The following is a 2725-nucleotide window of genomic DNA, read 5'->3' on the forward strand; positions in this document are numbered from 1 at the left end:
CAATCGTAAATTCCGAAGGTTGAGTCAGGCTGTGACCTGCTCCTCACCGGACTACGATGACCGGAGATTTGTTCCATCATTCGCACTTTAGAGAGTAACGCTGTGCACAATCGAAGAATACTGTCGCTGTCTCGTCGTCAAGTGTTGCGTGGATTGCTCGCAACAACCGCGTTTGGCGTCACGGCTAAGTTGGGTACCGGCTGTAGCCCCAGCGGTGCTGGTGGTGGTGAAGCAGCCGCTGGCGGCGACGAGATTGTCATTGGATTTATCTATGTGGGCCCCAAAGATGACTATGGGTATAACCAAGCCCATGCAGAAGGAGCGGCTGGTATTTCCAGCATCCCTGGTGTGCGTATTGTTGAAGAAGCTAGTGTGCCAGAAACCACAGCTGTTCAGGAAACCATGCGTAGCATGATTGAACTGGATGGAGCTATGGCTCTATTTCCCACGTCGTTTGGCTACTTCGATCCCCACATTCTCCAACTTGCTGAAGAATTTCCGGAGGTGCAGTTCCTCCATGCCGGTGGAATGTATCAAGAGGGTGTTCATCCCAACAATGTAGGCAGCTATTTTGGCTATATTGATGAAGCCCAATACGTGGCGGGTATTGTGGCTGGACATATGACCAAGTCTGGCAAGCTGGGCTTTGTGGCGGCTAAACCCATTCCCCAAGTGCTGCGTAACATCAATAGTTTTACCAAGGCTGCTCGTTCGGTGAATCCTGACATCACCACCCAAGTGATCTTCACGGGAGATTGGGCTCTGCCGGTCAAGGAAGCGGAAGCTACCAACAGCATGGCAGACCAGGGTATTGATGTGGTCACCTGCCATGTGGATAGTCCCAAAGTGGTCATTGAAACGGCGGAACGGCGCGGTATGTTTACCTCGGGCTATCATGCCAATCAAGCCGATCTAGCGCCTACTGGCTATCTCACTGGCGCAGAGTGGGATTGGACAAGTATCTATACCCAATATGCCCAAATGTTCCTAGAGGGCAAGAGCCTGATGAATGGGGACATTGATCACTTGGTGCGGGGTGGCTTGTCGGATAACTTCTGTAAGCTCTCTCCCTATGGGGCGGCGGTGTCTGATGAAGCTAAGGCAGCCGCGGATGCGGTCCGCGAGCAGATCATCTCTGGGGAGCTAGTGCTCTATGAAGGAGAGATTAAGGACAACACCGGCACAGTGCGCGTGGCAGCGGGACAAAAGCTAGAGCAAAAGTCTGTAGAACTGGAAAGCATGGACTGGTTGATCGAAGGCGTTGAAGGATCGGTGGGCAGCTAATGAGAGACACACCTTGGTTGCGAAAAAGTGAACCGTTGGTGATTTCGGCAGGGGCGATCGCTGTTGCCCTTGCTCTGTTTGGGTTATTCTGTGCGATCGCTGGGGCCAATCCTTTTGGCGTCTACGGATCGATTTACACCGCCGCCTTCGGGAGTTCTAGTCGCATCCAAGGTACGTTGATTTTAGCGTCGCCCCTGATGTTGAGCGCTCTTTGTACGGCTCTGCCGGCCCGGCTTGGGCTGGTGATTATTGGCAACGAGGGAGCGCTGGTGGTAGGCGGTTTAGGAGCCGTAGCCATGGGGCTGAGCCTAGGCACGTCTCTACCGCCTCTGCTGGTGCAAGCGCTGATGGCGATCGCTGGCATGGTGGCGGGTGGTGTATGGATTGGCATTGTCGGGGTGTTGCGCCATTACCGAGCGGTGAATGAAACGATCAGCAGCTTGTTGATGAACTACATTGCCATCGCGCTGTTGAACCATTTGGTGGGTGGCCCCATGCGGGATCCCAGTTCCCTCAACAAGCCCTCTACTTTTCCCCTTGATACCGCCAACATGCTGGGCAATTTACCCGGCACTCGTATTCACTACGGGCTAATCTTCGGTCTGGTGGCCTGTGGGGTTGCCTACGTCCTGATCCAGCGCACCACCTTCGGGTTTGCGGCCCGTACCGCCGGTGGTAACGTGCGCGCTGCCCGGATTGCGGGGCTGCCTGTAGGACGCTTAGCGGTCACCATCTGTTTTATAGCTGGGGCCTGTGCTGGCCTGGCGGGCATGATTGAGGTAGCGGCGGTGCATGGGGTGGCCAACGAATCCCTCAATGCTGGCTATGGCTACGGCGGCATCTTGGTGGCCTTTGTGGCGCGCCATAATCCCCTAGCGGCTGCTTTAATTGCGGTGCTGGTCGGCGGTATTGTCGGCAGTGGTGGCATCTTGCAGCGTACCCATAGCTTGCCAGACGCCACGGTGTTGATCTTTCAGGGCATTATGTTCCTGACGATTTTGTACAGCGATTCGCTCTACGGCAAGCTGGCTTTCTTCCGAGAGCGGCCGATAGACATACCACCCCCGGATCCAACACCTGCGGCGGTGGAAACCACGGTTTAAAGCGGTGGTTGAGAGCAGTTTAGACAGACTCTAATCAGATGAGGTAGGACTTGTGGCATCAGAAGCATTGGGATGGCTAGGGGTGCCCTTAGCGATCGCCGCTGGCACCATGCGGGGCGGAACACCGTTCCTGTTTGTCAGTTTGGGGGAATGTTTAACGGAAAAAAGCGGCAAGATTAACCTAGGGCTAGAAGGCACGCTGTTAACCGGAGCCATGAGCGCCTATGCCGTTTCCTACCTAACGCAGGACAGTTTAGGCCCAATTCTGGCTCCTTTTGCTGGGGTGTTAGTAGCAGGTTTAGCGGGTATGGCGCTGGGCTTCATCCACGGCTGGCTCT

Annotated in this window: 3 protein-coding genes; all 3 read left to right on the forward strand. The window is 55.1% G+C overall.

All coding sequences use genetic code 11. The annotated features are described in order from the left end of the window. Positions 1 to 102: 102 nt before the first annotated feature. Entirely contained in the window at positions 103 to 1284 is a 1182-nt protein-coding gene (locus V6D20_05360; GenBank protein HEY9815218.1) for a BMP family ABC transporter substrate-binding protein, read from the forward strand. 38 nt (positions 1285 to 1322) lie between these two features. After that, positions 1323 to 2387, forward strand: a complete 1065-nt coding sequence (locus V6D20_05365; protein HEY9815219.1) for an ABC transporter permease — start codon at positions 1323 to 1325, stop codon at positions 2385 to 2387. A 52-nt stretch (positions 2388 to 2439) separates the two neighbouring features. Next, positions 2440 to 2725, forward strand: a 286-nt coding sequence (locus V6D20_05370; GenBank protein ID HEY9815220.1) for a hypothetical protein, incomplete at its 3' end; no start/stop codon positions are given.

This window comes from Candidatus Obscuribacterales bacterium (assembly GCA_036703605.1).
Lineage (GTDB): Bacteria > Cyanobacteriota > Cyanobacteriia > RECH01 > RECH01 > RECH01.